A 21,292-nucleotide genomic window follows, 5' to 3' on the forward strand; every position below is an offset into this window, starting at 1 on the left:
CCCTCCGATTAAGGCGTTAAAGTTTTTTGGCTTTTTCCACGGCTTCGTCGATAGAACCGACCATGTAGAACGCCTGCTCCGGCAGGTGATCGTATTCGCCTTCCATGATGCCTTTAAAGCCACGGATGGTGTCTTTCAGGGAGACGTATTTGCCCGGAGAACCGGTAAATACTTCTGCCACGAAGAACGGCTGGGACAGGAAGCGCTGAATCTTACGCGCGCGAGCTACCACCAGTTTATCTTCTTCAGACAGTTCATCCATACCCAGGATGGCGATGATGTCTTTCAGTTCCTGATAACGCTGCAGGATGGACTGAACGCCACGAGCGGTGTCGTAGTGCTCCTGACCAACAACCAGCGGATCCAGCTGACGGCTGGTGGAATCCAGCGGATCAACTGCCGGGTAGATACCCAGAGAGGCGATCTGACGGCTCAGTACCACGGTTGCGTCAAGGTGCGCAAAGGTGGTGGCTGGAGACGGGTCAGTCAAGTCATCCGCAGGTACGTATACCGCCTGTACGGAAGTGATTGAACCGGTTTTGGTAGAGGTGATACGTTCCTGCAGAACGCCCATCTCTTCCGCCAGGGTCGGCTGGTAACCTACCGCTGAAGGCATACGGCCCAGCAGTGCGGATACTTCAGTACCGGCCAGGGTGTAACGGTAGATGTTATCGACGAACAGCAGAACGTCACGACCTTCGTCACGGAACTTCTCAGCCATGGTCAGGCCGGTCAGCGCAACGCGCAGACGGTTTCCCGGCGGCTCGTTCATCTGGCCATACACCAAGGATACTTTATCGATAACGTTGGAGTCGGTCATTTCGTGGTAGAAGTCGTTACCCTCACGAGTACGTTCACCTACACCCGCAAACACGGAGTAACCGGAGTGCTCGATCGCGATGTTACGGATCAGCTCCATCATGTTTACGGTTTTACCTACGCCCGCACCACCGAACAGACCAACTTTACCGCCCTTCGCAAACGGACACATCAGGTCGATAACTTTAATGCCGGTTTCCAGCAGTTCCTGAGAGTTTGACAACTCTTCGTAGGAAGGCGCTGCGCGGTGGATAGCCCAACGCTCTTCTTCGCCGATGTCGCCTTTCATGTCTACCGGTTGGCCCAGTACGTTCATGATACGACCCAGCGTTGCTTTACCTACCGGGACTTCGATCGGATGCTCGAGGTCTTTTACTTCCAGACCGCGACGCAGACCGTCGGAAGAACCCATGGCGATGGTACGAACAATACCGCCGCCGAGCTGCTGCTGAACTTCCAGCACCAGCTTCTCACTACCATTTTGCACCTCAAGAGCCTCGTACACGCGCGGTACGGCATCCTGAGGGAATTCGACGTCGACCACGGCGCCGATTACCTGGACAATTTTTCCAGTAGCCATCTTGAATCCTCTACGAATTAACCTGGTTATACCGCGGATGCTCCACCGACGATCTCGGTGAGTTCCTGAGTAATGCTGGCCTGACGAGCTTTGTTGTATACCAACTGCAGCTCTTTAATCAGGCTGCCGCCATTGTCGGTCGCGGCTTTCATCGCCACCATACGTGCGGCCTGCTCGCTGGCCAGGTTTTCTACCACACCCTGATAAACCTGAGATTCCACATAACGGCGCAGCAGGGTATCCAGCAGCGCTTTCGGATCGGGTTCATACAGGTAATCCCAGGATTTACGCTTCAACTCACCATCTTCTGAAGCCGGTAACGGCAACAGCTGAGTGATGGTTGGAACCTGAGACATGGTGTTAATAAATTTGTTGCTGACAATATACAGCTTGTCCAGACGGCCTTCATCGTAGGCCTGCAACATCACTTTTACCGGACCGATCAGTTCGGACAGGGATGGGTTATCACCCATACCCGTCACCTGGGCGACAACGTTGCCGCTAACGGAATTAAAGAACGACACGCCCTTAGAGCCGATCATTGCGAGTTCGCACTGAATGCCTTTATCGGACCATGCTTTCATTTCCGCCAGCAGCTTTTTGAACAGGTTAATGTTCAAGCCACCGCACAGACCACGGTCGGTAGACACCACCAGGTAGCCCACGCGTTTAACGTCGCGTTCTTCCAGGTAAGGGTGCTTATATTCCAGATTACCGTTCGCAAGGTGACCGATCACTTTGCGCATGGTATCTGCATAAGGACGGCTGGCCGCCATGCGCTCCTGCGATTTACGCATTTTGGAAGCGGCGACCATTTCCATCGCTTTAGTGATCTTTTGCGTGTTCTGGACGCTTGCGATCTTACTACGTATCTCTTTTGCGCCGGCCATGAGCTTCTCCTCAATGCCTTGCGGCCTGCCCTAAAGCAAGCCGCCAGACTTTACCAGGATTGGGTTGCTTTGAAGGAATCGAGGATGCCTTTCAGCTTGCCTTCGATTTCGTCGTTATAGCCACCGGACTGGTTGATCTCTTGCATCAACGGAGCGTGATCACGGTCGACGTAAGCCAGCAGAGCGGCTTCAAAGCTACCGATTTTCGACAGCTCGACATCCGCCAGATAACCACGTTCTGCCGCGAACAGAACCAGAGACTGCTGCGCAACGGACATCGGCGCATACTGTTTCTGTTTCAGCAGTTCGGTCACTTTCTGACCGTGGTCCAGCTGCTTACGGGTTGCATCATCAAGGTCAGAGGCAAACTGGGAGAACGCCGCCAGTTCACGATACTGCGCCAGAGCGGTACGAATACCACCGGACAGTTTCTTCATGATCTTGGTCTGAGCTGCACCACCAACACGGGATACGGAGATACCCGGGTTAACCGCAGGACGAATACCGGAGTTGAACAGGTTGGTTTCCAGGAAGATCTGACCATCGGTAATGGAAATTACGTTGGTCGGAACGAACGCAGAAACGTCACCCGCCTGGGTTTCGATAATCGGCAGCGCGGTCAGTGAACCTGTTTTACCTTTCACTTCACCTTTGGTGAAAGCTTCAACGTATTCGACGTTAACACGTGCAGCACGCTCCAGCAGACGAGAGTGGAGGTAGAATACGTCGCCCGGGAATGCTTCACGTCCAGGCGGACGGCGGAGCAGCAGGGAGATCTGACGATAAGCAACGGCCTGTTTAGACAGGTCATCATAAATGATCAGCGCATCTTCACCGCGGTCGCGGAAGTATTCGCCCATTGCGCAACCAGCGTATGGCGCCAGGTATTGCAGTGCGGCAGATTCAGATGCGGTTGCAACCACAACGATGGTGTTAGCCAGCGCGCCGTGTTCTTCCAGTTTACGTACCACGTTAGAAATGGTGGACGCTTTCTGGCCGATGGCTACGTAGACACACTTGATGCCGGAATCACGCTGGTTGATGATGGCGTCGATAGCCAGCGCGGTTTTACCGGTCTGACGGTCGCCGATAATCAGTTCACGCTGTCCACGACCGATTGGGATCATGGCATCAACGGATTTATAACCGGTCTGCACCGGCTGATCGACGGACTGACGTTCGATTACGCCCGGCGCGATAGCTTCAACAGCGGAGAAGCCGTCGTGCTCCAGCGGACCTTTACCATCAATCGGTGCACCCAGGGTGTTAACCACACGTCCCAGCAGGCCGCGGCCAACCGGAACTTCAAGGATACGGCCAGTACATTTAACCTTCATACCTTCGGCGAGGTCAGCGTACGGACCCATCACAACTGCCCCTACGGAGTCGCGCTCCAGGTTCAGTGCGATAGCGTAACGGTTACCCGGCAGAGCGATCATCTCACCCTGCATACAATCGGCCAGGCCGTGAATGCGGATAACACCGTCACTTACAGAAACGATAGTACCTTCGTTATGAGCCTCGCTCACAACATTGAACTGAGCAATGCGCTGCTTGATCAGTTCGCTGATTTCGGTGGAATTCAGTTGCATGCTCCAGTCCCCTTAAGACTGCAAGACGTCTGCAAGGCGTTCAAGACGGCCGCGTACGCTACCATCAATGACCATATCACCCGAACGGATGATTACGCCTGCCATTACAGACTTATCGATTTTGCAATTCAGCTTAACTTTGCGTGACAGACGTTTTTCCATCGCGGCGGTAATTTTCGCAAGCTGTTCGTCACTCATTTGAGCGGCAGAAATAACTTCTACCTCTGCGGTTGCCTCACTGGCAGCGCGCAGGTGAATGAACTGCTCGAGAACATCAGGGAGCGCATTCAGACGACCATTCTCAGCCATTACCCGAATCAGGTTTTGACCATTCTCGTCCAGTTGCTCACCACAAACCGCGATAAACACATCAGAGAGCGTTTCCGGCGCCAGTGCGCCAGAGAGTAGCTCTGCCATTTCTTCGTTTTTAGTCACTTCAGCAACAAACGCCAGCATATCCTGCCAGCGTTCAACGCTGTTGTGTTCGACGGCAAAGTCAAAAGCTGCTTTGGCGTAGGGGCGAGCTACCGTTACAAATTCAGACATCAGCCCCTCCCTCCTTACAGTTCAGCGACAAGTTTATCCACGATGTCGCTGTTAGCAGCTTCATCCACGGAACGTTCGATGATCTTCTCGGCGCCAGCAACAGCCAGGATAGCAACCTGCTTACGCAGCTCCTCACGAGCACGTTTACGTTCGGCATCGATTTCAGCCTGCGCCTGTGCGACGATTTTGGTGCGTTCCTGTTCTGCTTCCGCTTTTGCTTCATCCAGGATCTGAGAGCGACGCTTGTTCGCCTGCTCGATGATTACCTGGGCTTCCGCTTTCGCTTTTTTCAGCTGGTCGGTCGCGTTGGCCTGTGCAAGGTCCAAATCTTTCTTAGCGCGTTCTGCAGAAGCTAAACCGTCAGAAATTTCTTTCTGGCGCTTTTCGATGGCAGCCATTAACGGCGGCCATACATACTTCATGCAGAACCATACGAAGATAACAAACGCGATGGCCTGGCCGAGGATTGTTGCGTTCATGTTCACAGCACAATACCTCTTAAAAAATAACTCTGTGGCTTAGGTTTCTTTCGAACAACTTACTACGCGACGGCGAACATCACGTACAGACCCAGACCTACAGCGATCATCGGGATAGCATCCACCAGACCCATAACGATAAAGAACTGAGTACGCAGCAGAGGAATCAGATCCGGTTGACGCGCTGCGCCTTCCAGGAATTTACCCCCGAGGATGCCGATACCGATCGCAGCACCGATTGCCGCCAGACCCATCATCACAGCGGCAGCCATGTACAGCAGATCCATATTCAGGTTTTCCATGACAGTCTCCAGTTTGTTTCAGTTAAAACGTAGTATGTTGGTAAAAATCAATGCTCTTCAGATGCCATCGACAGATAGACGATCGTCAGAACCATGAAGATGAAGGCTTGCAGCGTAATAATCAGGATGTGGAAAATGGCCCATGGCACATTCAGAATCCACTGTGACCACCACGGCAACAGGCCAGCAATCAGAATGAAAATCAGCTCACCGGCATACATGTTGCCGAACAGTCGCAGACCCAGTGATACAGGTTTTGACAGCAGGCTTACCCCTTCAAGGATTAAGTTGACAGGAATGAACGCCCAGTGATTGAACGGCTGCAGGGTCAGTTCTTTAACGAACCCGCCCACGCCTTTCATTTTGATGCTGTAGAAAAGAATCAGGATAAATACGCCAAGCGCCATCGACAGGGTGATGTTAACGTCAGCTGACGGCACCACGCGCAGAGCAGGCAGACCGAGAACGTGTTCGCCGATCCAAGGGATAAAGTCGATAGGCAGCAGATCCATCAGGTTCATCAGGAATACCCAGACGAACACGGTGAGGGCCAGCGGAGCAATGACCTTGCTCTTGCCATGATACATATCTTTGACGCTGCCATGGACGAAGCCGATGATCATCTCAATGAAGGTCTGGAATTTACCAGGTACGCCGGTTGTCGCCTTTTTAGCCACGCTGCGGAACATAAACAGGAATAACAGACCGAGCACCACTGAGAAAAACATGGAGTCAATGTTGAGCGTCCAGAAGGTGGCCGGGGGGTTGTGCGGATCCACCAGCGAGAATGTACGCAGGTCCAGCTGAAGGTTGTTCAGATGGTGGCCTATGTAATCCTGCGGCGTCATATTTTCTGAAGCCATGATGCCTTTTACCCTTTGTTGTTAATTACAGCTGGCGCCAGAACTTGTACCACCAGCACCAAAACCCACGTCACTATCAGCGGCAAAAATACCACTTTCAAAACCGCCAGCGCCACCGCCAGAAAGGCGAAGGTCAGCAACACCTTGAAGGCTTCACCGATGGCGAAGGACCAGGCCACTCGGCCTTTAGCTGGTGTATGCGCCTGATGACGCCAGGCAAAAATCATAAATATCATGTTTGGCAAAAGAACCGCCAAACCTCCACTCACCGCGGAGATGCCCCAGAAAGGGTCTTTGAGGCTGAACAGCAGTCCACTTGCTATTACTGCCAGTAACTGAATAAACAGAAGCTTACGAGCAACGTTTCGACTCAAGAGCGACACTGACATCACGTTTTTACTCCTGCTCCCTTCGAGGTATGTCGCGTGTCGTATAAAACGTCCTTTAAGACGAAGAGTCAAGCATCAAAAAGCGGACAAATTATACGGTGACGCCTCGTGATTTCAAACAATAAGTAGCAAAATAGTGAATAAATGTTTAATTATTTTCCGACAGACAACTTTTCATGCATTTCACCAATCTGTGAGCAGTCATGCAAAACTGCAAATACCGCGTAAAATCGGCAATTAAAGCGTGCATCAGATCACATAATAAACATTTTTCGCGAAATCGAATTAATTCTGTACATAAAACCCAATTTTTTATCCGTTTGATATTCAACATAAAAAGCAGGCATTCTTTCTAAAACAATCCCATATACAATAAAAACCTTTTATTGACATTCATAATAAATATTTAACATCAGTATGAACGGCAAGCAGCGAGATTTTTAGCGTACTGATATTTTCAATGTTGACTATTCTGTTGGTAAAGCAATCGGGAAAAGTTAACGGAAAGAAAAACCATGGTAACTTCATGGTTAAAGACCGTCCGATAATACCCTGCCGTGACTTCTATTTTTGTAACATGCACGGCCCGTCTTTTTTTCACATTTTTTGATAAAAATTAAATCATTTTTGGCTGAATCACCACAAGGTGACGCTCCCCTTCCAGCTGAGGCACATGCAGTTCAACAACATCTTTAATGACGAACCCTTCCGGTAAATTTGCCATTTCATCTTCCTGCGCTAACCCTTTGAGCGCATAGAAGTGACCGTTCTCGGCGGGTAAATGATGGCACCAGCTCACCATGTCATTCAGCGACGCAAATGCGCGGCTAATGACGCCGTCAAACGGCGGCTCTGCCGGGAACTCTTCCACACGGCTTTGTACCGGGGTGACGTTATCCAGTTTTAGCTCATGCTGGACCTGGCGGAGGAAACGAACACGCTTGCCAAGGCTGTCTAACAGGGTGAAGTGGGATTCAGGACGCACGATAGCCAGCGGGATCCCCGGCAGGCCAGGGCCCGTACCGACATCAATAAAACGCGTTCCTTTAAGGAATGGCGCAACAACAATGCTATCGAGGATGTGGCGTACCAGCATCTCGGCAGGATCGCGAACCGAGGTCAGGTTATAGGCCTTATTCCACTTATCCAGCATGCCAACGTAGCCGACAAGCTGGTTTTTCTGGTGATCGGTAAGTGAAATACCTGCTTCATCAAGCAGACGAGAAAGTTTGTTGAGCACGATCGGTACCTGTTTAAAACAATGAGCCCGGAGGCGATTCGCTAACCGGGCTGAGAAATTAACCTGGCGGACGTCAGATGCGTTATCCGCCAATGTATTGTTCAGTGGAAAATCAGGCGCTACGGCGCAGCATTCCCTGCTTCTTCAACCACACAAGCAAAATCGAGATTGCCGCAGGCGTAATGCCGGAAATACGCGATGCCTGTCCTATCGAAGACGGCTTATGGTCGTTCAACTTGGCAATGACCTCGTTCGACAACCCATTCACCTGGCGATAATCAAGCGTAGCGGGCAGCAACGTATTCTCGTTGCGCTGTTGTTTCTCGATTTCATCCTGCTGGCGCGCGATGTAGCCTTCGTATTTTACCTGAATTTCAACCTGTTCAGCCGCTTGCTTATCCTCAAGACCCGGCGAGAACGGCGTCATCTGCACCAGCTGTTCGTAGGTCATTTCCGGACGACGGAGCAAATCTTCACCGTTAGCTTCACGGGATAAAGGCGCAGTCAACTGAGCATTCACTTCCGCAGCGCTTTCCGCCAGCGGATTAACCCAGCTGGCTTTGAGGCGCTGGCGTTCACGTTCAATGCTTTCAAGCTTCTGGTTGAAGCGCGCCCAGCGTTCGTCATCCACCAGACCCAGTTCACGGCCTTGTTCGGTCAGGCGCAAATCGGCGTTGTCTTCACGCAGCATCAGGCGGTATTCCGCGCGTGAAGTAAACATGCGGTACGGTTCTTTGGTGCCAAGAGTACAGAGATCGTCCACCAGGACGCCAAGGTATGCCTGAGAGCGGCCGGGCGCCCATCCCTCTTTCTCGGAGGAGAAACGGGCGGCGTTCAGGCCGGCAAGCAGGCCCTGAGCGGCAGCTTCTTCATAACCGGTCGTGCCATTAATCTGGCCGGCAAAGAACAGGCCATGGATAAATTTACTTTCCAGCGTCGGTTTCAGGTCACGCGGGTCAAAGAAATCGTACTCAATAGCGTAGCCAGGACGAACGATTTTTGCATTTTCCATCCCCTGCATTGAGCGGACGATTTGCATCTGGACATCGAACGGCAGGCTGGTGGAGATACCGTTTGGATAAACCTCGTTGGACGTCAGTCCTTCCGGCTCGAGGAAGATCTGGTGCTGGTTGCGATCGGCAAAGCGCATGACCTTGTCTTCGATCGAAGGACAGTAGCGGGGGCCGATCCCTTCGATTACGCCGGCATACATCGGGCTACGATCGAGGTTATTACGGATCACGTCATGAGTTTTCTCGTTGGTATGCGTGACGAAGCACGGCACCTGACGCGGATGTTGAGAAGCATCCCCCATAAACGAGAAGACCGGCATCGGATTATCGCCGTGCTGCTGTGCCAGAACGCTAAAATCAATCGTCCTTGCGTCGATACGCGGCGGGGTACCGGTTTTCAGGCGGCTGACGCGCAGCGGCAGTTCACGCAAACGGCGGGACAGCGGGATCGAAGGAGGATCCCCTGCACGGCCGCCGCTGTAGTTATCGAGGCCAATATGGATCTTACCGTCGAGAAAGGTTCCGACGGTCAGTACTACCGCTTTGGCGCGGAATTTAAGCCCCATCTGGGTGACGGCACCGACAACACGATCGTTCTCAACAATCAGATCTTCCACCGCCTGCTGGAAGATCATTAAGTTGGGCTGGTTTTCTAGCGCGGTCCGTACGGCCTGCCGGTACAGCACTCGGTCTGCCTGAGCGCGAGTCGCCCGTACGGCAGGGCCTTTGCTGGCGTTTAGTATCCTAAACTGGATGCCTGCGTGGTCAATGGCCTTCGCCATCAGGCCGCCAAGCGCATCCACTTCTTTTACCAGGTGTCCTTTCCCAATGCCGCCAATCGCCGGGTTGCAGCTCATCTGCCCCAGCGTGTCGATATTGTGTGTCAAAAGCAGAGTCTGTTGACCCATTCGCGCTGCGGCCATCGCGGCCTCAGTGCCTGCATGACCCCCGCCAATGATGATGACGTCAAAAGGATCCTGATAAAACATGGTGGTATGCCTCGCATAAAGCGGTTTGAAAATAGATTGAAGCCCGGGCCGTGGATTCTACTCAACTTTAGCCTTTCGAGAAAGCGCCGGGATCCTGAGTATTAAAAAAAAGATCTTTTATTTAGAGATCTGTTTTATTGTGATCTCTTATTAGGATCGGCTTGTCTTGTGGATAAGTCAGATCCGCGGTTTAGGATCAACCGTTTAAGAAGGATCGCTTTCTGTGAATGATCGGTGATCCTGGTCCGTATAAGCTGGGATCAAAATGAAGGGTTATACACAGCACAAAAATCAGACAACGGTTATACTTTGGATAACTACCGGTTGATCCAAGCTTTTAAGCATAGTTATCCACAGAAGAAAGTATGATCTTTACAATTCTCAGAGCAAGTTTTTCCAGGATCCCAGCCAAATCTCGGCCGGATCTTCCGGAATTTCATGTTCGAGGACGTTAATTTTGAGCGTTTCACCGATCTGTTTTGCCCCGCAGGCTTTGAGCGCAGCCTCGAGCTTATCAATCGCTCCGCAGAAGGTATCGTATTCGCGGCTACCAATGCCGATTGCGCCAAAATGGACTGCAGAAAGATCGACCTGCTTCTCCTGAAGCGCTTCATAGAAAGGCAGAAGATTATCGGGAATGTCCCCGGCGCCATGCGTCGAAGAGATAACCAGCCAGATCCCCTGCGGCTGCAGATCTTCGATCAGCGGTCCGTGCAGGATAGTCGTGCTGTGACCAGCCTCTTCCAGCTTTTCCGCCAGATGTTCTGATACATATTCTGCGCTACCCAGCGTACTGCCGCTGATTAGAGTTATCTCTGCCATGATCGCCCGCTCCACTATTCAGAGTGGCGTATTGTACGCTGTGAGCGAGCTGGGATCTACCTGTGGAAAAATGTGGGATTAAAAAGCCCGATCATGGGCGGATGGTGCGCATAATCGGGTTTTGCAGGACGATCAGCGTTTCAGTGGACTGAATTTCATCAATTGTTTGGATCTTGTTGATAAGTACATGCTGGAGAGCGTCAATCGATCGGCACATCACTTTTATAAAGATGCTGTAGTGCCCGGTGGTGTAATACGCCTCGGTAACTTCATCCAGGCTGTTTAGCCTGGCCAGCGCCGAGGGGTAGTCTTTCGCGCTCTTCAGAATAATGCCGATAAAGCATCCCACATCGTAACCCAGCTGCTTGGGGCTCACGTCTATACGCGCGCCGGTAATAATTCCGGCCTGCTTCATTTTCTCTACGCGAACGTGGATGGTCCCCGGGCTGACGCCAAACTGTTTTGCCAGCTCAGCATAGGCGGTACGCGCGTTGGCCATGAGAGCCTCAAGGATGCCGCGGTCCAGATTGTCGATCTGATAATTTTCCATAGGTTTTTCTTATGAAGTTTGACGAATATTTCTATTTTAGCCTCAAATTTTAATGAATCAAAATCGATGTAGGCTTTTTGTTGTTGGATTATTGAATTGCAGCGCTGTTTTGTTGCTTAATCAATGGCAACAGGACGCAGGAGTTATAAAAAATGAAAACCGCATACATCGCAAAACAACGCCAGATTAGTTTCGTTAAGTCACACTTTTCCCGCCAGCTTGAAGAGAAGCTCGGCCTGATAGAAGTCCAGGCGCCGATCTTAAGCCGCGTGGGCGATGGGACGCAGGATAACCTCTCTGGTTGCGAAAAAGCGGTTCAGGTCAAAGTGAAAACACTGCCTGACGCCCAGTTCGAAGTGGTTCACTCGCTGGCGAAGTGGAAGCGTCAAACCCTGGGACAACACGACTTCAGCGCGGGCGAAGGGCTGTACACGCACATGAAGGCCCTTCGCCCCGATGAAGACCGGTTAACCGCCATCCATTCCGTCTACGTTGACCAGTGGGACTGGGAGCGCGTAATGGGGGATGAAGAACGCCATTGCGGCACGCTGAAAGCAACCGTTGAAGCGATCTATGCTGGGATCAAAGCCACCGAGGATGCAGTCAGTAAAGAGTTTGGCCTCACGCCGTTCTTGCCGGAGAAGATCCACTTTGTTCACAGCCAGGAGCTTTTAAGCCGTTATCCGGATCTCGATGCCAAGGGCCGCGAGAGGGCAATCGCAAAAGAGCTGGGCGCGGTATTTCTGATCGGTATCGGCGGTAAGCTTTCTGATGGCCAGCGCCACGACGTTCGCGCGCCTGATTACGATGACTGGAGTACGCTTGCCGCTGAAGGCTATGCGGGCCTGAACGGCGACATTCTGGTATGGAACCCGGTTCTGGAAGATGCATTCGAACTCTCTTCAATGGGGATCCGCGTGGATGCCGAAGCGCTGAAGCGTCAGCTGGCGATAACCGGTGATGAAGATCGCCTGAAGCTGGAATGGCACCAGGCGCTGCTACGCGGGGAGATGCCGCAGACTATCGGCGGCGGCATTGGCCAGTCACGCCTGACGATGCTGCTTCTGCAGTTGGATCACATCGGCCAGGTGCAGTGCGGCGTGTGGCCAACGCAGGTTCGTCAAAGCGTTGCTGCTCTTCTTTAATCAGTGATTAACGCCGCCAGCGTCGCAGCAGGCGGCTACGCAACCCGGTATCAAAGCGCCAGATATGATCGAAAACGCGCATAATGCCGGGCTTACCGTGTACCGACATCGCCACCGCATGAAAACGATGTTGATGTTTATGCTGTAGCTCTCCCACCTTATTGATCACCTCATCCGGCAGGCGCTGGGCGATAAAATCGGAAATCACCACCGCATCAGCATCGACCCACTGCGGATTCTGCATACGCTCAATCACCGCCCGGAAGCAGCTGGCCAGATCGGTGCCGCCGCGAAAGCGCTGACTTAAGAAACGAATCGCCTGCTCCAGCCCCTGCGGGCCGGTGAGTTCGTAGTGCACCACTTCGCTGGAAAACAGCATAATGAAGCAGCGGCGGTTATCCGCCAGAGCGACCCGCATCAACGCCAGACAAAACGCCTTGGCGCACTGTTCATTGAACCCCCCCATTGAGCCGGAAGTATCGACGCAGACAATAAACGGCCCGCGCGGCTGTTCGTCAACGTCCTGGCGCGTGACTGGCCGTTCGGTGATCTTTTCCTTCCACGCATCGCCGTGTAGCCGATAGGTCAGCAGCTGCTTTTCAACCAGCTTGCGGTAGAACTCAAACTCCAGCTCGGTAATGCCGAGGGTGGCCAGCTCTGGCGGCAGCAGACGCAGAATATCGTCGCTCTGCTGAAGCCCGTCGACCTGCTCCGGCACGGTGGCCGGTTCGCGCACCAGGCTGCGAAAGGTCTCCATCGGCGCGTCTTTTTTCGGCACCGCTTTCGCTTCACGCGAGCGTCCCAGCTGTTCGGCTAGCTGCATGAGCTCAGGTTGTTGAGTTAAAAAATCCCCGTAGCGAACGATCAGCTGATAATCGCCGCGCTTCAGCTCTCCGGCACTCATGTCCCACAGATGCCCAGCCGCATTGTCATTTTCCACCAGTACCGGCTCCAGCTGGCCGCTAAGGGTCATGCGCTCCTGAACTTCGCTCAGCAGCTGATCGCGCTCTTCATCCAGCAGCTGCTGATTAAGAGAGGTAGCCTGCACCACCAGGCTCAGGCGCCAGCGCTGGAGGAATAATGTGTGCAGCGCTGGCGTAAAGGTACTGTTGTCATCCACCAGCTGCTGCGCCTGACTGGCGAACGGGGAGTGGAGCTTATGCAGCTGGCTCAGAATTTGCGGAAGCTGGACGATAAACTGCGAGGTGGAAAGCCGTTGTGACTGCTGATAGCACTGAACTTCCGCATCCAGCTCGGGCGGGACGTTGGTCTCTTTTAGCCGCGATCTCACCGCTTCCCGCCAGCGAGGGATGTCGGCGGCGATAATATTTTTGAGCCGCGGGAATTTTTCAAAGAATACCGCGAGCTGAGGCGCCGCCAGCAGCGCCAGCAGCATCTCATCGATCATGCCCTCTTCGCCGACTGCCAGCATGACATTCAGCATGTCCAGGGTCATGACTGGCGGGCCTGTTTAATCTGCGCGCCGACGTCCTGAAGACTGGCTTCAATACGCCCCAGCCACTCGCCGGGGATAAACAGACATTTTTGCTGTTCGCTAAAGCGGTTATGTTGCTGATGCCATTCGTCGTCCAGCGCCTCCAGCTGTTGCCGGATTTCGGCCGGCATATTTTCCCGTGATTCGCTACCGGGCAGGGAGAGCCGCGATCCCTGTAAGCTGACGTCGCGCACGACAAGGTGCTGGCTGGTATCGACATCCATATTCAGCTGCTGGGCAAAACCAATACCGTTGAGCTTGCCGCGGATCTCACCGCCTTTCTCCAGCCAATGAGCGAGCTCTTCACGAACGAACGTAATATGAATGACTTCCAGATCGTGCAGTTTGAGCGGCTGCTGGAGAAGCAGCGTTAGCGTGGGGTCCTGCACTTCAGCAGGCAGTTCATAATGAGGTTTCCGGCTGAACATCCCGCCGAGACGGGTGACTTTTAGCGCGGTCTTATCGCTTTGCTGCTGTTGAAGCTGAATGCGCCGCTGGACTATCGACCCCAGTCGAGTGAGCATCGCCTGCTGCTGCCAGGCGTGGCTGGTCATTAAGGTCTCCAGTTGCGCGGACATCAGGTTCATTGTCTCAACGTTGTGCCACAGGCAATCCTTCAGCAGGATCAGGTCTATTGGCGCAATGGTGTCGCGACCGCTGAAAAAGGCGCTGGCCTGCAGCAGACGAATCGCTTTTTTCCAGCGACGATCTGAGACGTAGGGCGCGTTCGGCAGCGTATCTAGCTGCTGGCGCAGCTGGAATATGAGTTCAAACACGCTGTCCGGTAGCTTCACGTTGCCGATATCCTGCTGCCATTGCAGGAACTCCTCGTCGCTGACCTGCAAATTCGCCGGGACTGGATTACTGTTCTCGTCCTGCTGGCTTACCAGCATTGAGCGGAAGTTAGTTTTATCCTGTACCTTGTCCAGCCATAACCGGATAAGCATACGGTCGTATAAGGCTTCCAGGCTGTTGTCCGCCTCCGGGAGTTCGTTTGACGCCGCCACCAGCAGGCGCATGGGGATTTTCTCTTCGGTCGCCCCGTTACGGAAATGGCGTTCGTTTATCGCCGTCAGTAGCGTATTGAGAATCGCCGGGCCCGCTTTCCAGATCTCATCGAGAAAAACAATTTCGGCTTCCGGAAGATAGCCGGCGGTCAAACGCTCATAGCGCCCTTCATCTTTCAGCGCCTGAATGGAGAGTGGGCCAAAGACCTCTTCCGGCGTGGAGAAACGGGTCATCAGGTATTCAAATGCGCGAGCCTGCTGAAAGGCGAACTTGAGGCGACGGGCAATCAGGCTTTTGGCGATCCCCGGCGGGCCCAGCAGAAAAACGCTCTCGCCGCTGAGGGCGGCAAGCAGGCAAAGGCGTATTGCGTGGCTGCGTTCGAAGAGTCCTTTTTCCAGCGCGGCGCTGAGCCGGGAAATTCTTTCTGCCAGTAAATGTGATTGAGCCATAATAGAGTTGCGTGCTTTTTAGAATGTCGTTGTTAGGTCGAGTATAGATGTTTGATTAGGGGTGGTAATAGCCTGAAGAATCGATTTATTTTCTTTGAGTCAGGTTAAGATGATGTCAGTTAGGGGTACGATTCAGCAAATAATCGTGCATACTGTGCGCTTTTTGTGGGCCAAGGGACTAGGCACACATTTGTTTTATAAACGAAAAGACTAGTCTATGAGCACTGATAATAAGCAATCGCTGCCGGCAATAACGCTGGCGGCAATCGGCGTGGTATACGGCGATATCGGCACCAGCCCACTGTATACACTTCGTGAATGTCTGTCAGGCCAGTTTGGCTTTGGCGTTGAGCGTGATGCTGTTTTTGGCTTCCTGTCGCTCATTTTCTGGCTATTAATTTTTACCGTATCGCTCAAGTACATCACATTCGTGATGCGGGCAGATAACGCCGGTGAAGGTGGCATCCTGACGTTAATGTCGCTGGCGGGGCGTAATACCTCCGCACGTGCGACATCCGTACTGGTGATCCTTGGGCTTATCGGCGGCAGCTTCTTTTATGGCGAGGTGGTGATTACGCCTGCCATCTCGGTGATGTCGGCGATAGAGGGGCTGGAAATTATCGCTCCCGACCTGGATACTTGGGTTGTGCCCATCTCCATTATTGTTCTGACGCTATTATTCGCCATTCAAAAGCACGGTACCAGCATGGTGGGCAAGCTGTTCGCGCCAATTATGCTGATCTGGTTCTTGCTACTGGCGGTGCTGGGGGCACGCAGTATCTTCGCTAATCCGGAGGTGCTGCAGGCGCTGAACCCGTATTGGGCGGTTCATTTCTTCCTTGAATATAAAACCGTTTCGTTTGTGGCGCTGGGGGCGGTGGTGCTGTCAATCACCGGCGTGGAAGCGCTGTATGCCGATATGGGGCATTTCGGTAAATTACCTATTCGTCTGGCCTGGTTTTCGGTGGTATTGCCTTCGCTGGTGCTGAACTACTTTGGCCAGGGGGCGCTGCTGCTCAAACACCCGGAAGCAATTAAAAACCCGTTCTTTCTGCTGGCCCCGGAGTGGGCGCTGATTCCGATGCTGATTATTGCCGCCCTGGCGACGGTTATCGCTTCCCAGGCGGTTATCTCCGGCGTCTTCTCCCTGACTCGTCAGGCGGTGCGTCTGGGATACCTGTCGCCAATGCGTATTATTCATACCTCGGAAATGGAGTCCGGGCAGATTTACATCCCGTTCATCAACTGGCTGCTGTATATCTCGGTGGTTATCGTGATTGTTAACTTTGAGCACTCTTCGAATCTGGCGGCGGCATACGGTATTGCGGTGACGGGAACGATGGTGCTGACCACTATTCTGTTCACGACCGTGGCGCGTCAAAACTGGCACTGGAATAAGTTCGTAGTGGCCCTGCTGCTGGTTGCCTTTATGTGCATTGATATCCCGCTCTTCTCTGCGAACCTCGATAAAATCGTCTCCGGCGGCTGGCTGCCTCTGACCCTCGGTCTGGTGATGTTTACCATCATGACGACCTGGAAGAGCGAGCGTTTCCGCCTTCTGCGTCGGATGCATGAGCACGGTAACTCTCTGGAGGCGATGATCTCTTCTCTTGAAAAATCGCCGCCGGTTCGTGTGCCGGGTACCGCTGTTTATATGTCTCGGGCGCTGAACGTGATTCCTTTCGCGCTGTTGCACAACCTGAAGCATAACAAGGTGCTGCACGAGCGGGTGATTTTGCTCACGCTGCGTACCGAAGACGCGCCGTACGTACATAACGTTCGTCGCGTGCAGATTGAACAGATATCGCCATCGTTCTGGCGCGTCGTTGCCAGCTACGGCTGGCGCGAAACGCCGAATGTCGAAGAGGTTTTCCACCGCTGCGGGCTGGAAGGTCTGAGCTGCCGGATGATGGAGACCTCCTTCTTTATGTCGCATGAGTCGTTGATCATCGGCAAGCGGCCATGGTATCTGCGCCTGCGCGGCAAGCTGTATCTGCTGCTGCAGCGCAACGCCCTGAGAGCGCCGGACCAGTTCGAAATCCCGCCTAACCGGGTTATTGAGCTCGGCACTCAGGTTGAGATCTGATTCGCTAAGGCCCTTCTTGACGAAGGGCTTTTTTGTTTTATCTACTCACTTCGGACTTTCTCGCTTCTGCGTTGCGAAACGTTTCGATGACGATCACAATTCTCACATCTGGTGATGGTTTTCTGTTCTCTTATTGCTAATACTAATACCAGCGAAACGTTTCGCTAGTGGAGCAAAAGAGAAAATGAAAAAAGGTACCGTCCTCAATGCTGATATTTCGTCAGTTATCTCCCGTCTGGGTCATACCGATACGCTGGTGGTTTGCGACGCTGGTTTACCGGTTCCCCGCAGCAGCGCGCGTATTGATATGGCGTTAACCCACGGGGTGCCCTCCTTTATGCAGGTTCTGGAGGTGGTGACGAGCGAAATGCAGGTTGAAGCGGCTATCCTCGCGGAAGAGATTAAAACTCTTAATCCGCAGCTCCACGCGACGTTGCTCAATCACCTTGAGCAGCTGCAGCAGCACCAGGGAAACACTATTGAAATTCGTTACACCAGTCATGAGCAGTTTAAAAAAGAAACCGCAGACAGTCAGGCGGTGATTCGCAGCGGGGAGTGTTCCCCGTATGCGAACGTTATTCTCTGTGCCGGCGTGACGTTCTGAGGTCGCCGATATGGAAGCGTTATTGCAATTAAAAGGGATCGATAAAGCGTTCCCTGGCGTCAAGGCGCTCTCCGGCGCCTCGCTAAATGTCTATCCGGGCCGCGTGATGGCGCTGGTCGGCGAGAACGGTGCCGGCAAGTCCACCATGATGAAGGTGCTGACCGGTATTTACTCCCGCGATGCCGGTTCGCTGCTGTGGCTGGGGAAAGAAACCACCTTCAACGGACCCAAATCTTCTCAGGAAGCCGGAATCGGCATCATCCACCAGGAGCTCAACCTGATCCCGCAACTGACGATCGCCGAGAACATTTTCCTTGGTCGTGAGTTTGTGAATCGCTTTGGCAAAATTGACTGGAAGATGATGTACGCCGAAGCCGATAAGCTGCTGGCAAAGCTGAATCTACGTTTTAACAGCCAGAAGCTGGTGGGCGATTTGTCGATCGGCGATCAGCAGATGGTCGAGATCGCTAAAGTACTGAGCTTTGAGTCGAAGGTCATCATTATGGATGAACCCACCGACGCGCTAACCGATACTGAGACCGAATCCCTGTTCCGCGTGATCCGCGAACTGAAATCGCAGGGGCGCGGTATTGTCTATATCTCTCACCGTATGAAAGAGATCTTCGAGATTTGCGATGACGTCACGGTATTTCGCGATGGGCAGTTTATCGCCGAGCGCGAAGTGGCCAGCCTGGATGAAGATCTGCTTATTGAGATGATGGTCGGCCGCAAGCTGGAGGATCAGTATCCGCGTCTGGACAAAGCCCCGGGTGAGGTTCGCCTTAAGGTCGACAACCTGTGCGGCTCAGGCGTGGAGAATATCTCCTTTATTCTGCGCCAGGGTGAAATTCTCGGCGTCGCCGGGCTGATGGGCGCCGGTCGCACCGAACTGATGAAGGTGCTGTACGGTGCGCTGCCGCGCAGCAGCGGCTCGGTGACTCTTGATGGGCGCGAAGTTGTCGCTCGTTCTCCGCAGGATGGCCTGGCCAACGGCATTGTTTACATCTCTGAAGACCGCAAGCGCGATGGTTTAGTGCTCGGCATGTCGGTTAAAGAGAATATGTCGCTAACCGCGCTGCGTTACTTCAGCCGCGGCGGCGGTAGCCTAAAGCATAAAGATGAACAGCAGGCGGTAGGTGATTTTATCCGCCTGTTTAATGTGAAAACGCCGTCGATGGAGCAGGCTATTGGGCTGCTTTCGGGCGGTAACCAGCAGAAGGTGGCGATCGCCCGCGGGTTAATGACTCGTCCGAAAGTGTTGATCCTTGATGAACCGACCCGCGGCGTCGACGTTGGTGCGAAGAAAGAGATCTACCAGCTGATTAACCAGTTTAAAGCCGAAGGCCTGAGCATCATTCTGGTCTCTTCGGAGATGCCGGAAGTGCTGGGCATGAGCGATCGCATCATGGTGATGCATGAAGGGCATCTCGGCGGTGAATTCACACGCGAGCAGGCCACCCAGGAAGTATTGATGGCTGCCGCTGTGGGCAAGCTTAACCGTGTGAATCAGGAGTAAAAAAGATGAATAACCCGGCTGTTTCTGGTCGTCGCTACTTCACAAAAGCGTGGCTGATGGAGCAAAAATCGCTGATAGCCCTGCTGGTGCTGATTGCGATTGTTTCGACCATGAGCCCCAACTTTTTTACCGTGAATAACTTGTTCAATATCCTGCAACAAACTTCAGTTAACGCCATTATGGCGGTAGGGATGACGCTGGTTATCCTGACGTCGGGCATCGACCTGTCCGTCGGTTCCCTGCTGGCGCTGACCGGCGCGGTCGCTGCGTCGATTGTCGGAATTGAGGTTAACGCGCTGGTGGCCGTAGCCGCTGCGCTGGCGTTAGGGGCGGCAATTGGCGCCGTTACCGGCGTGATTGTGGCGAAAGGGCGCGTCCAGGCATTTATCGCTACGCTGGTGATGATGCTGCTGCTGCGCGGCGTGACGATGGTGTATACCAACGGTAGCCCGGTGAATACCGGTTTTACCGATAATGCCGATCTGTTTGGCTGGTTCGGGATTGGTCGTCCGCTGGGGATCCCAACGCCGGTGTGGATTATGGCGTTTGTCTTCCTGGCCGCCTGGTACATGCTGCACCATACCCGTCTGGGCCGTTATATCTACGCCCTCGGCGGTAACGAGGCGGCAACGCGTCTTTCCGGCATCAGCGTGAATAAAGTTAAGATCATCGTCTATTCTTTGTGCGGCATGCTGGCCTCGCTAGCCGGTATTATTGAGGTTGCGCGTCTCTCCTCCGCGCAGCCGACGGCGGGCACCGGATATGAACTGGATGCAATTGCGGCGGTGGTGCTGGGTGGTACCAGCCTCGCGGGCGGTAAAGGGCGTATTGTCGGCACGTTGATTGGTGCGTTGATCCTTGGCTTTCTGAACAACGGACTGAATTTATTAGGTGTTTCATCCTATTACCAGATGATCGTGAAAGCGGTGGTTATTTTGCTGGCGGTACTGGTAGATAACAAGAAGCAGTAACTGAGAACTCTACAGGACATCTTAACTATGAATATGAAAAAACTGGCGACCCTGGTCTCTGCTGTAGCGCTAAGTGCGACCGTAAGTGCAAACGCGATGGCAAAAGACACTATCGCTCTGGTTATCTCAACCCTTAACAACCCGTTCTTTGTCTCTCTGAAAGAGGGGGCGCAAAAAGAAGCGGATAAACTTGGCTATAACCTGGTGGTTCTGGATTCACAGAACAACCCGGCAAAAGAGCTGGCTAACGTTCAGGATTTAACCGTCCGTGGCACCAAACTGCTGCTGATCAACCCAACGGATTCCGATGCGGTTGGTAATGCCGTGAAGCTGGCTAACCAGGCGAAAATTCCGGTTATCACCCTTGATCGTCAGGCATCAAAAGGTGACGTAGTTAGTCATATCGCGTCTGATAACGTGCTGGGCGGAAAAATGGCCGGTGACTTTATCGCCAAAAAAGTCGGCGAAAGCGCGAAGATCATTGAACTACAGGGCATTGCGGGGACATCCGCGGCGCGCGAGCGTGGCGAAGGTTTTCAGCAGGCCGTGGCTGCACATAAGTTTAACGTGTTGGCCAGCCAACCGGCAGATTTTGACCGCACTAAGGGCCTGAACGTCATGCAGAACCTGCTGACCGCACATCCGGATGTACAGGCGGTATTTGCCCAGAATGATGAAATGGCGCTGGGCGCGCTGCGTGCGCTGCAAACGGCGGGCAAATCTGATGTGATGGTTGTTGGATTTGATGGCACTCCGGATGGCGAAAAAGCGGTAAATAGTGGCAAACTGGCAGCGACCATCGCCCAGTTACCGGAGCAGATCGGCGTGAAAGGCGTTGAGACAGCCGATAAAGTGCTGAAGGGCGAAAAAGTGGAAACCAGCTATCCGGTTGAGTTGAAACTGGTCATTAAGCAATAATGTGCGATTCGGATCGGCGACGGTCC

20 protein-coding genes are annotated in these 21,292 nt (G+C 53.2%); 6 read left to right on the forward strand and 14 right to left on the reverse strand.

What is annotated here, in order from left to right; genetic code table 11:
* Positions 1-16: 16 nt before the first annotated feature.
* The 12 genes from atpD to asnC form a co-directional block, all read right to left on the reverse strand.
* Complete coding sequence (atpD, locus tag KCG39_RS18595) at positions 17-1,399, reverse strand: F0F1 ATP synthase subunit beta (protein WP_004127025.1); 1,383 nt, start codon at positions 1,397-1,399, stop codon at positions 17-19.
* 26 nt (positions 1,400-1,425) lie between these two features.
* The gene (gene atpG / locus KCG39_RS18600; protein WP_004127027.1) at positions 1,426-2,289 is read right to left on the reverse strand and encodes a F0F1 ATP synthase subunit gamma; all 864 of its coding nucleotides are present in this window, start codon (positions 2,287-2,289) and stop codon (positions 1,426-1,428) included.
* A 50-nt stretch (positions 2,290-2,339) separates the two neighbouring features.
* The gene (gene atpA / locus KCG39_RS18605) at positions 2,340-3,881 is read right to left on the reverse strand and encodes a F0F1 ATP synthase subunit alpha (RefSeq protein WP_004127029.1); all 1,542 of its coding nucleotides are present in this window, start codon (positions 3,879-3,881) and stop codon (positions 2,340-2,342) included.
* A 12-nt stretch (positions 3,882-3,893) separates the two neighbouring features.
* A complete protein-coding gene (gene atpH / locus KCG39_RS18610; protein WP_004127031.1) occupies positions 3,894-4,427 on the reverse strand; it encodes a F0F1 ATP synthase subunit delta in 534 nt (177 codons plus the stop codon).
* A 14-nt stretch (positions 4,428-4,441) separates the two neighbouring features.
* On the reverse strand, positions 4,442-4,912 hold the full coding sequence (atpF, locus tag KCG39_RS18615) for a F0F1 ATP synthase subunit B (RefSeq protein ID WP_004107293.1): 471 nt from the start codon (positions 4,910-4,912) through the stop codon (positions 4,442-4,444).
* Positions 4,913-4,968: 56 nt separating this feature from the next.
* Positions 4,969-5,208, reverse strand: coding sequence for a F0F1 ATP synthase subunit C (atpE, locus tag KCG39_RS18620; RefSeq protein ID WP_000429386.1), 240 nt, complete (start codon positions 5,206-5,208; stop codon positions 4,969-4,971).
* A gap of 47 nt (positions 5,209-5,255) precedes the next feature.
* The gene (gene atpB, locus KCG39_RS18625; RefSeq protein WP_004127037.1) at positions 5,256-6,071 is read right to left on the reverse strand and encodes a F0F1 ATP synthase subunit A; all 816 of its coding nucleotides are present in this window, start codon (positions 6,069-6,071) and stop codon (positions 5,256-5,258) included.
* Between the two features lie 8 nt (positions 6,072-6,079).
* Positions 6,080-6,460 carry a F0F1 ATP synthase subunit I gene (gene atpI / locus KCG39_RS18630; protein WP_004127040.1) on the reverse strand — a complete coding sequence of 127 codons (381 nt, stop codon included), beginning with the start codon at positions 6,458-6,460 and terminating at the stop codon, positions 6,080-6,082.
* A gap of 616 nt (positions 6,461-7,076) precedes the next feature.
* Complete coding sequence (gene rsmG, locus KCG39_RS18635; protein ID WP_004127042.1) at positions 7,077-7,700, reverse strand: 16S rRNA (guanine(527)-N(7))-methyltransferase RsmG; 624 nt, start codon at positions 7,698-7,700, stop codon at positions 7,077-7,079.
* Between the two features lie 112 nt (positions 7,701-7,812).
* Positions 7,813-9,702 carry a tRNA uridine-5-carboxymethylaminomethyl(34) synthesis enzyme MnmG gene (mnmG, locus tag KCG39_RS18640; RefSeq protein WP_049112496.1) on the reverse strand — a complete coding sequence of 630 codons (1,890 nt, stop codon included), beginning with the start codon at positions 9,700-9,702 and terminating at the stop codon, positions 7,813-7,815.
* Positions 9,703-10,083: 381 nt separating this feature from the next.
* Entirely contained in the window at positions 10,084-10,524 is a 441-nt protein-coding gene (gene mioC / locus KCG39_RS18645; protein ID WP_004127045.1) for an FMN-binding protein MioC, read from the reverse strand.
* 91 nt (positions 10,525-10,615) lie between these two features.
* Positions 10,616-11,074, reverse strand: coding sequence for a transcriptional regulator AsnC (asnC, locus tag KCG39_RS18650; RefSeq protein WP_004107306.1), 459 nt, complete (start codon positions 11,072-11,074; stop codon positions 10,616-10,618).
* Between the two features lie 152 nt (positions 11,075-11,226).
* On the opposite strand from asnC, the gene asnA reads away from it, so the two are divergent.
* Positions 11,227-12,219, forward strand: a complete 993-nt coding sequence (asnA, locus tag KCG39_RS18655; RefSeq protein ID WP_004127047.1) for an aspartate--ammonia ligase — start codon at positions 11,227-11,229, stop codon at positions 12,217-12,219.
* Between the two features lie 7 nt (positions 12,220-12,226).
* Here asnA and viaA read toward each other — a convergent pair whose 3' ends face one another.
* On the reverse strand, positions 12,227-13,675 hold the full coding sequence (viaA, locus tag KCG39_RS18660; RefSeq protein ID WP_049131988.1) for an ATPase RavA stimulator ViaA: 1,449 nt from the start codon (positions 13,673-13,675) through the stop codon (positions 12,227-12,229).
* On the reverse strand, positions 13,672-15,171 hold the full coding sequence (gene ravA / locus KCG39_RS18665) for an ATPase RavA (RefSeq protein ID WP_004127051.1): 1,500 nt from the start codon (positions 15,169-15,171) through the stop codon (positions 13,672-13,674). Before ravA ends, viaA begins: the two co-directional genes overlap by 4 nt.
* A gap of 217 nt (positions 15,172-15,388) precedes the next feature.
* On the opposite strand from ravA, the gene kup reads away from it, so the two are divergent.
* The 5 genes from kup to rbsB all read left to right on the forward strand — a co-directional run bounded on the left by kup (position 15,389) and on the right by rbsB (position 21,266).
* Positions 15,389-17,257: a low affinity potassium transporter Kup gene (gene kup / locus KCG39_RS18670; RefSeq protein WP_004127053.1), complete on the forward strand. Its 1,869-nt coding sequence runs from the start codon at positions 15,389-15,391 to the stop codon at positions 17,255-17,257.
* A gap of 184 nt (positions 17,258-17,441) precedes the next feature.
* On the forward strand, positions 17,442-17,861 hold the full coding sequence (rbsD, locus tag KCG39_RS18675; RefSeq protein WP_004127055.1) for a D-ribose pyranase: 420 nt from the start codon (positions 17,442-17,444) through the stop codon (positions 17,859-17,861).
* 10 nt (positions 17,862-17,871) lie between these two features.
* Positions 17,872-19,377: a ribose ABC transporter ATP-binding protein RbsA gene (gene rbsA, locus KCG39_RS18680; RefSeq protein ID WP_004127057.1), complete on the forward strand. Its 1,506-nt coding sequence runs from the start codon at positions 17,872-17,874 to the stop codon at positions 19,375-19,377.
* Positions 19,378-19,382: 5 nt separating this feature from the next.
* On the forward strand, positions 19,383-20,348 hold the full coding sequence (rbsC, locus tag KCG39_RS18685) for a ribose ABC transporter permease (protein WP_004127059.1): 966 nt from the start codon (positions 19,383-19,385) through the stop codon (positions 20,346-20,348).
* A 27-nt stretch (positions 20,349-20,375) separates the two neighbouring features.
* Positions 20,376-21,266: a ribose ABC transporter substrate-binding protein RbsB gene (gene rbsB, locus KCG39_RS18690; RefSeq protein WP_004127061.1), complete on the forward strand. Its 891-nt coding sequence runs from the start codon at positions 20,376-20,378 to the stop codon at positions 21,264-21,266.
* Positions 21,267-21,292: the final 26 nt, after the last annotated feature.

The organism is Klebsiella pasteurii, from assembly GCF_018139045.1.
Taxonomy (GTDB): Bacteria; Pseudomonadota; Gammaproteobacteria; order Enterobacterales; family Enterobacteriaceae; genus Klebsiella; species Klebsiella grimontii.

Excerpts from the sequence above, each read along its gene's own strand:
- rbsC (WP_004127059.1), top strand. The coding sequence starts at position 19,383 with ATGAATAACCCGGCTGTTTCTGGTCGTCGCTACTTCACAAAAGCGTGG.
- atpG (WP_004127027.1), bottom strand. The coding sequence starts at position 2,289 with ATGGCCGGCGCAAAAGAGATACGTAGTAAGATCGCAAGCGTCCAGAAC.
- mioC (WP_004127045.1), bottom strand. The coding sequence starts at position 10,524 with ATGGCAGAGATAACTCTAATCAGCGGCAGTACGCTGGGTAGCGCAGAA.
- rbsB (WP_004127061.1), top strand. The coding sequence starts at position 20,376 with ATGAATATGAAAAAACTGGCGACCCTGGTCTCTGCTGTAGCGCTAAGT.
- atpE (WP_000429386.1), bottom strand. The coding sequence starts at position 5,208 with ATGGAAAACCTGAATATGGATCTGCTGTACATGGCTGCCGCTGTGATG.
- ravA (WP_004127051.1), bottom strand. The coding sequence starts at position 15,171 with ATGGCTCAATCACATTTACTGGCAGAAAGAATTTCCCGGCTCAGCGCC.
- viaA (WP_049131988.1), bottom strand. The coding sequence starts at position 13,675 with ATGACCCTGGACATGCTGAATGTCATGCTGGCAGTCGGCGAAGAGGGC.
- atpD (WP_004127025.1), bottom strand. The coding sequence starts at position 1,399 with ATGGCTACTGGAAAAATTGTCCAGGTAATCGGCGCCGTGGTCGACGTC.
- mnmG (WP_049112496.1), bottom strand. The coding sequence starts at position 9,702 with ATGTTTTATCAGGATCCTTTTGACGTCATCATCATTGGCGGGGGTCAT.
- asnA (WP_004127047.1), top strand. The coding sequence starts at position 11,227 with ATGAAAACCGCATACATCGCAAAACAACGCCAGATTAGTTTCGTTAAG.
- atpA (WP_004127029.1), bottom strand. The coding sequence starts at position 3,881 with ATGCAACTGAATTCCACCGAAATCAGCGAACTGATCAAGCAGCGCATT.
- rbsA (WP_004127057.1), top strand. The coding sequence starts at position 17,872 with ATGGAAGCGTTATTGCAATTAAAAGGGATCGATAAAGCGTTCCCTGGC.
- atpB (WP_004127037.1), bottom strand. The coding sequence starts at position 6,071 with ATGGCTTCAGAAAATATGACGCCGCAGGATTACATAGGCCACCATCTG.
- asnC (WP_004107306.1), bottom strand. The coding sequence starts at position 11,074 with ATGGAAAATTATCAGATCGACAATCTGGACCGCGGCATCCTTGAGGCT.
- atpI (WP_004127040.1), bottom strand. The coding sequence starts at position 6,460 with ATGTCAGTGTCGCTCTTGAGTCGAAACGTTGCTCGTAAGCTTCTGTTT.
- rbsD (WP_004127055.1), top strand. The coding sequence starts at position 17,442 with ATGAAAAAAGGTACCGTCCTCAATGCTGATATTTCGTCAGTTATCTCC.
- kup (WP_004127053.1), top strand. The coding sequence starts at position 15,389 with ATGAGCACTGATAATAAGCAATCGCTGCCGGCAATAACGCTGGCGGCA.
- atpH (WP_004127031.1), bottom strand. The coding sequence starts at position 4,427 with ATGTCTGAATTTGTAACGGTAGCTCGCCCCTACGCCAAAGCAGCTTTT.